Annotated in this window: 1 protein-coding gene; it reads right to left on the reverse strand. The window is 37.6% G+C overall.

Annotated elements, in window-relative coordinates; translation table 11 throughout:
- On the reverse strand, positions 1-279 hold a 279-nt coding region (locus D1643_RS11205; protein ID WP_160710666.1), incomplete at its 3' end, for a hypothetical protein.
- Positions 280-745: the final 466 nt, after the last annotated feature.

Here is a 745-nt window from a genome sequence, read left to right on the forward strand (position 1 = left end):
ATCACTAGATTCTTGAATATTTGTAGAAACAGTAACGGGTATTTGGATATCTTGTCCAGTTGAATCTTGGATCTCCCCACCATCAGCAATTTTATATTCTACATAATCTTCTGTATCTGAAATTATTTGTGAAGCATCGGATGGGATATCTGCAGGAGTTCCAGATAATGTTGGTGAATTTTCAACAGCTACATCTGCATGGGAAATAATAGTGGAATTAGCTATTGTTAATATAGCTACCGTGGAAAAAACAATACCCTTAATTTTAAAATTTTTCATGCTTTTCTCCTTCTCTTTGATATATTTGTATACGCTTTCTTTACAAAATAAGTTTATCATATTCTTTTGTTATTTGCTCATTTTAATATATTATATTTTATTTCCCTTCTCTCGATCTTGGGCGCTCCGCTTGTACTCTTCTAACTCTTTTCTGTGACGTTCTGCCTTTAGTAACATCCGCTTCGCTCCGTCGCGTTACAAGCCTCCCAGAAACTCCTATTTGGACGCTCGCAGTTCTGGGGTAGTTTTATGCCAACTAAACACTAAATGCGCTTAGAACGCAAAATATGAACTTCTAGGCTATCCTTTCGGCCATCCGGCTTCTATATGCGCAAAGTATTTGCTATTCAAGAGCGGTTCTTCCTCATAAGCATCCCATAAGCTCTCACAATCAATTCTAAGCGCTAAGGCTATTCTTAGAGCTACTTGTATGCTTGGCTGTCTCACATCTTGCTCATAAGACTGA

This window comes from Enterorhabdus sp. P55 (assembly GCF_009911695.1).
GTDB lineage: Bacteria > Actinomycetota > Coriobacteriia > Coriobacteriales > Eggerthellaceae > Enterorhabdus.